The sequence below is a fragment of the uncultured Mucilaginibacter sp. genome (assembly GCF_903913935.1).
Lineage (GTDB): Bacteria > Bacteroidota > Bacteroidia > Sphingobacteriales > Sphingobacteriaceae > Mucilaginibacter.
Genome location: NZ_CAIWNH010000146.1, coordinates 1 through 5,573 on the forward strand (window position 1 = coordinate 1; position 5,573 = coordinate 5,573).

At 44.8% G+C, this 5,573-nt stretch carries 6 protein-coding genes; 1 reads left to right on the forward strand and 5 read right to left on the reverse strand.

The genetic code is table 11. The features are described 5' to 3' along the window. Positions 1-338 precede the first annotated feature (338 nt). The 4 genes from QZY09_RS05495 to QZY09_RS05510 form a co-directional block, all read right to left on the reverse strand. Positions 339-470, reverse strand: coding sequence for a hypothetical protein (locus tag QZY09_RS05495; RefSeq protein ID WP_295669263.1), 132 nt, complete (start codon positions 468-470; stop codon positions 339-341). A 91-nt stretch (positions 471-561) separates the two neighbouring features. After that, a complete protein-coding gene (locus QZY09_RS05500) occupies positions 562-2,613 on the reverse strand; it encodes a prolyl oligopeptidase family serine peptidase (protein ID WP_295669278.1) in 2,052 nt (683 codons plus the stop codon). A 351-nt stretch (positions 2,614-2,964) separates the two neighbouring features. Continuing rightward, on the reverse strand, positions 2,965-3,372 hold the full coding sequence (locus tag QZY09_RS05505) for a hypothetical protein (RefSeq protein ID WP_295669266.1): 408 nt from the start codon (positions 3,370-3,372) through the stop codon (positions 2,965-2,967). 40 nt (positions 3,373-3,412) lie between these two features. Next, on the reverse strand, positions 3,413-4,624 hold the full coding sequence (locus tag QZY09_RS05510; protein ID WP_295669269.1) for an amidohydrolase family protein: 1,212 nt from the start codon (positions 4,622-4,624) through the stop codon (positions 3,413-3,415). Between the two features lie 185 nt (positions 4,625-4,809). Between QZY09_RS05510 and QZY09_RS05515 the strand changes: the two genes are divergently transcribed. Next, entirely contained in the window at positions 4,810-5,253 is a 444-nt protein-coding gene (locus QZY09_RS05515) for a hypothetical protein (protein WP_295669272.1), read from the forward strand. 39 nt (positions 5,254-5,292) lie between these two features. On the opposite strand, the gene QZY09_RS05520 is transcribed toward QZY09_RS05515, so the two are convergent. Then, positions 5,293-5,573, reverse strand: a 281-nt coding sequence (locus tag QZY09_RS05520) for a hypothetical protein (RefSeq protein ID WP_295669275.1), incomplete at its 5' end; no start/stop codon positions are given.

The following is a 5,573-nucleotide window of genomic DNA, read 5'->3' on the forward strand; positions in this document are numbered from 1 at the left end:
AGAAAAAAAGAAGCAAAAAAAGAAAAACGTGTTAGGATGTGGAGAACGCTCTGCGTTCCCCACATCCTAACACGACAAACAAGCAACAAATAGTCTTAACTTTATAAAAAAAAGTGACAACCTTTTCCAGTACGACTCACGGAACACATGGAACATTGTGAAACATGTTGATTGTCAGCGTGTTCCGCAATTTAAAAAATCACAATAAATGGCTAAGTAGCTGATAATCAAAACTTTTCTAATTTTACTTTCGCCAAAATCGATGCAATTTTTTGATAATCATTTGTTTTTCGTTTGACTTCCGCGCGGCCGCGATTTTATTTAACGACTGCTATATTTTACTTTATACGCCGTTTCCTGATGAAATAAATCACCAAAACAATCACCAAAGTAAATAAAGCGATCTCCCACCAGTTAAAAACTAGGTGGAAAGCATATCCATCAGATACATCCTCCGCAAACAATTCCATTTTTATAACTTCTAATCAAAATTATTCCGCAATCGGCATTCCGACTTCCGCAATCAAAACAAATCCGAAATCGAAAATCCGAATTCCGAAATCACCACTGCACCCCCATATTCCAAAACATAAAGGCCCATTTATCTACCTGCCCGCTGATCACCTGCTCGGTGCTCTGGCCCGCGCCGTGGCCCGCTTTAGTTTCAATCCGAATGATCACCGGGGCGGGGCCCTGCTGGTAGTCCTGCAAACGGGCGGCAAACTTAAAGGAATGCGCCGGCACCACGCGGTCGTCATGATCTGCTGTGGTAACCATGGTTGCCGGGTAATTATTGGGTTTTAAAGCATGGTAAGGCGAATAGTGGTACAGGTAATCAAACATCTCTTTACTGTCTTCGGCCGTGCCATAATCATAGCTCCAGCCGGCGCCTGCCGTAAACTGGTTATAGCGCAGCATATCCATTACGCCTACCGCCGGCAGGGCCACTTTGCACAGGTCGGGCCGTTGTGTCATGGTGGCGCCAATGAGCAGGCCGCCGTTCGATCCGCCTGCAATGGCCAGGTAATCGTGCGAGGTATATTTATGTTTGATGAGGTATTCAGCCGCCGCGATGAAATCATTAAATACATTCTGCTTTTTTAATTTAATGCCCGCTTTGTGCCATTTTTCGCCATATTCGCCTCCGCCGCGCAGGTTGGGTACCGCGTAAATACCGCCATGCTCCAATAAAATAATGTTGCTGGTACTAAATGCCGGTGTAAGGCTGACGCCAAAACCACCGTAAGCATACAAAAGCGTGGGGTTTCTGCCGTTCATTACCGTGCCTTTTTTGTAGGTGATGATCATCGGGATCTTGGTGCCGTCCTTCGATTTATAAAACACCTGCTCGCTTACATATAAGGTGGGATCAAACTGCACATTTGATTTTTTATAAGCGGTTGATGCACCGGTTGCAATATCCAGCTTAAAAATAGTTGGCGGATATACATAATTGGTAAAGGTGTAATAGGTATCCATTTCCCCGTGTTTGGTGCCAAAACCGGATGCCGTGCCGATACCTGGCAGCGCAATGGAACGTTCCAACTTGCCTTCCATATCAAATTGCTCCACAAAGGAGGTGGCGTCTTTCAGGTATTCTGCAAAGATCTTACCGCCGCCTGTCGATGCGCTCAAAACATTTTTTGTGGCAGGGATCAAATCTTTCCAATAAACAGGTTTGGGGCTAGCCGCGTCGACCGTAACAATTTTAAAATTGGGAGAATACAGGTTGGTAAGGATATACAACCTGCTGCCCACATTATCCAGCACAGAATGCTCATTGTCAAAATTATCCACTATGTTGATGATCTGGCTGCCGGGGATGCTGAGATCCTGGATATAAAGCTCGTTGCCGGTGGTTTCGTTAGCGGCAGTGATCACCACGAAACGCTGGTCCTCGGTTAAATAAGCGCCGATGTACCTGCGTTTCGTTTGTTCGCCGCCAAATACCAGTCTGTCGCTGCTTTGCGGTGTGCCCAGCTGGTGATAAAATAACTTATGAAACTGCGTAAGGCCCGATAATTGCGAACCTGTTTTGGGTTTATCATAACTGCTGTAATAAAAACCTTCGTTACCACGCCAGGCTATACCGCTGAATTTAATATCGGTAAGCGTATCGCCAACCACCGCTTTATCCGCCGTTTTGATGACGATCACCTTGCGCCAGTCGCTGCCTCCTTCAGAAAGCTGGTAGGCGGCCATGCTGCCGTCTTTGGTAAAATCGATGCCCTGCATAGAGGTGGTGCCGTCTGCCGAAAATTTATTCGGATCAAGGAAAACCTCAGGCGCGCCGTCGCCAATCTGCCGCCATAAAACGGCCTGGCTTTGCAAACCATCGTTCTTATAAAAATAAGTGTACTGGCCCTCTTTAAAAGGCGCGCTGTATTTTTCGTAATTCCATAATTGCAAAAGGCGTTTATGCATGGCTTCCCGGTAAGGGATCTGCGACAGATAACTTTGTGTTACCTTGTTTTCGTCCTGTACCCAGGCTTTGGTATCTGTGGCGCGGTCATCTTCCAGCCAGCGGTAGGGGTCGGGCACAGCGGTGCCGAAATAGGTGTTTACGGTGTCAACCTTTTTGGTTGCTGGGTAAGTGAGTTTTTGTGTATTCATTTGTTGAGCGCAGGCAAAGCTGCAAAGTAAAACAGCCGCGGAAAAACAGGTTAATGTTCTCATTTTGCATTTGTGTGGTACGAATGGCTAAGATAGCAGAATTAGGTATTAGTTCTTAGTTGATCGCATATGGGGCAGGGCATTAATGGCTATCGTGAGGCCCTCACGGAGCCATTAGCTGTTTTATTTTTGCTATAAACAGGCGACTCCCTCCGGAGTAATAGGGGGAAAGCGGCAATAGTACCAACGGAACTACCTGTTTATTGGGCGAACGATTGTGTTTTGATCGCTCCGGCGGCGTAATACCATGGCAGGAGCCTGGGCCGGCGAAAATTCCGGTTTAATCCGAAATCATCTTTTTATATTGATTGGGGCTAATGCCAACTTCTTTTTTAAACAGCCTGGAATTAAAAATATGTGGATCAGTTCCATCACCGCTTTACCCGTCTCCTGTTTTAGCACATCGCTTAAATAACGCGACGATAAATTGAGCAGGGAGGCCATACTGGTTACCGAAGGCAAGTCTTTTTGCTGTAACGAGCCGTTGTCAAAATAAGCGTCAATCACTTTTTTAAATTTTGAAACCACTTTGCCTGAAAGATCGGTACGATTTAAAAATTGCCTTTTATAAAAGCGCTGCAAATATTTCAGGATAGAATCGATATGCGCCAGGATAATATCACGGCTGTATTCATCCTGGTTATTATGGTATTCGGGTACGGAATCCGAATACAGTAAATACAGGTGACTTGCCTGCATCGCTGCGCGAAACCCGCGGCAGCAGATAATTTACCGGCAATCATTTTGTTACCGGGCTTTTAATGATTTTGCCACTTTTCATTACAAAACCCACGTTTTGCAGCAGCGTGATATCATCGGCCGGGTTACCTTTTACGGCAATAATATCGGCGATAAAGGATACGCTGATCTGGCCCAGTTTGTCGGATTTGTTTAAAAGCTCCGCTGAATTAACGGTAGCGGTTTTGATAGCGTCCATCGGCGAAAAACCCGCTCTTTTTACATAATATTCCAGTTCCTTTACATCATTAACCATCCATGGGAAACTACCTATATCTGTGCCCATCACTATTTTCAGGTTTAATTTATAAGCCCTGTTTAAATATTTATAAACTGTATCCATCGGCTCATGATAATATTCATACACCGTGATGGTAGGGCACCAGAACACGTGATGCGCCAGGGCAAGGTTAATGAGTGAATCATTAAAGGCATCGCCATGCTCAATTGACCTTACGCCGGCATCTATGGCCATCTTAATGCCTTGTTTGCTGGTGGCATGGGCTGCTACATTTACGCCGTATTTCCGGGCTTCGCTTACTATTGCTTTTATCTCCTCATAGTCAAATGTCGGCGTACCCCAATCGGCATATAGCTTGATCCACTTTTCGCCGTGTGAAATTTGTTCCCTTACCGCTTTTACACATTCATCGTGCCCTGTGGCAAACTGCGTACCCGATGGCAGGGGCAGCTCCCAATTCTGGTCGGTGCCTGACGGCAGGTACCTGCCCGTTGCCGCGATGCCTTTGCCTGAAGGGATCACCCATGGACCTGCAATAAACCCCGAATCAACGGCCCGGCTGATATCATAATCAGAAAAGCCAGCGCCCTCGGTACAAACGTCCCTGATAGTAGTAACGCCGCGATCGAGCAGTGCAGCAAGGTATTTTACCGCCCTTAACGACCGGTAAGCGGGCGAATGGCTATAAAGGTCTTTATCATAATCACCGCCGTCGGCTAATATATGCGTATGCATGTCCATTAGACCAGGAAGCAGGGTATAGCCTTTTAAATTGATGGTGATGGCCGAATCAGGTATTTGATTATTAAAGTTGATACCGGTAATATGGTTTTTGTAGACAATAACGGTTGGATTTTGCAGCACTTTACCATTTTTTGTGTCGATCATTTTATCGGCAATGATAGCGTAGGTTTGCCCGAAAGTGAACTTCACAAAAAACACACAGGCGATCGTTAATAATGCTTTGATCATAAACTATAGGTAAAGGGTGAGTTGAATGGTTAAGCCGCTTATAAAATGCTGATCTAAAGTAGGTAAATTATTAACCAAAGTCTACTGTAAACTTCATCCGAATATATTGTTAGGATTAGCTTGTTAATTCCCGTCACTTTACAATATCTTTACTTGATAAACGTACTTTTGAAAAACGCTCAATCATGTTTGACATCCTCGATAAGTACAAAAAACAAGGTCACTTCTTTTTTAAACCCACCGATTTGCTTGACGAAGTATGTAATGCGCCCGACGATAGGGATGGCGTTTATGTAGTTTATGAATTGAAAAATGGCAGGGTCACCCTGGTGCACATCGGCTCATCCGGAGAAAAAATACCCGGTTATCCCATAAAAGAAGGCTTGCTTGGCCTTAAAACAGCCATTATATCAGGCACTGAATCTGAATGGAAAAGTCCGAGGCGTCAACGGTGGCCGGTTAAGATGCTATCAGAAAATATTGCAGCTTTGGATATTTACTGGTGGGTAACTTATAATGGCAAAAATTATGGTGGCGATCATCCTGAAGACATCAAACGATCATTAATGCGCTTTCACAAGATCATGTTTGGCGAAGCGCCGGCGTGGAATAAGCGGTGGTTGAAATGATTGTCATACGTCGCTGCTGCAATGGATATTTACTCAGTATTATAACTGCGCTTCTAATTGTTTGGCCACAAACAGATCATATTCCATTTGCAGGCCTAACCAGTAATGGGAACTGATGCCGAATAGTTTTTCGGGTTTTACAGCGAAACGGGCCGATATATTTCTTTTTCCTGCGAAGATCCCGCTAAAATGATGCGGTAAAATAGCAAGGGATTTGGCCACGTCTTTTTTAAGGATGTTTCTTGCTGCTATCTCCTCCTGCAAAAAATCCCTTTCGCTGCTTTCGCTGCTGCGGGGGTAAAATGAAATAAAAATTGTGA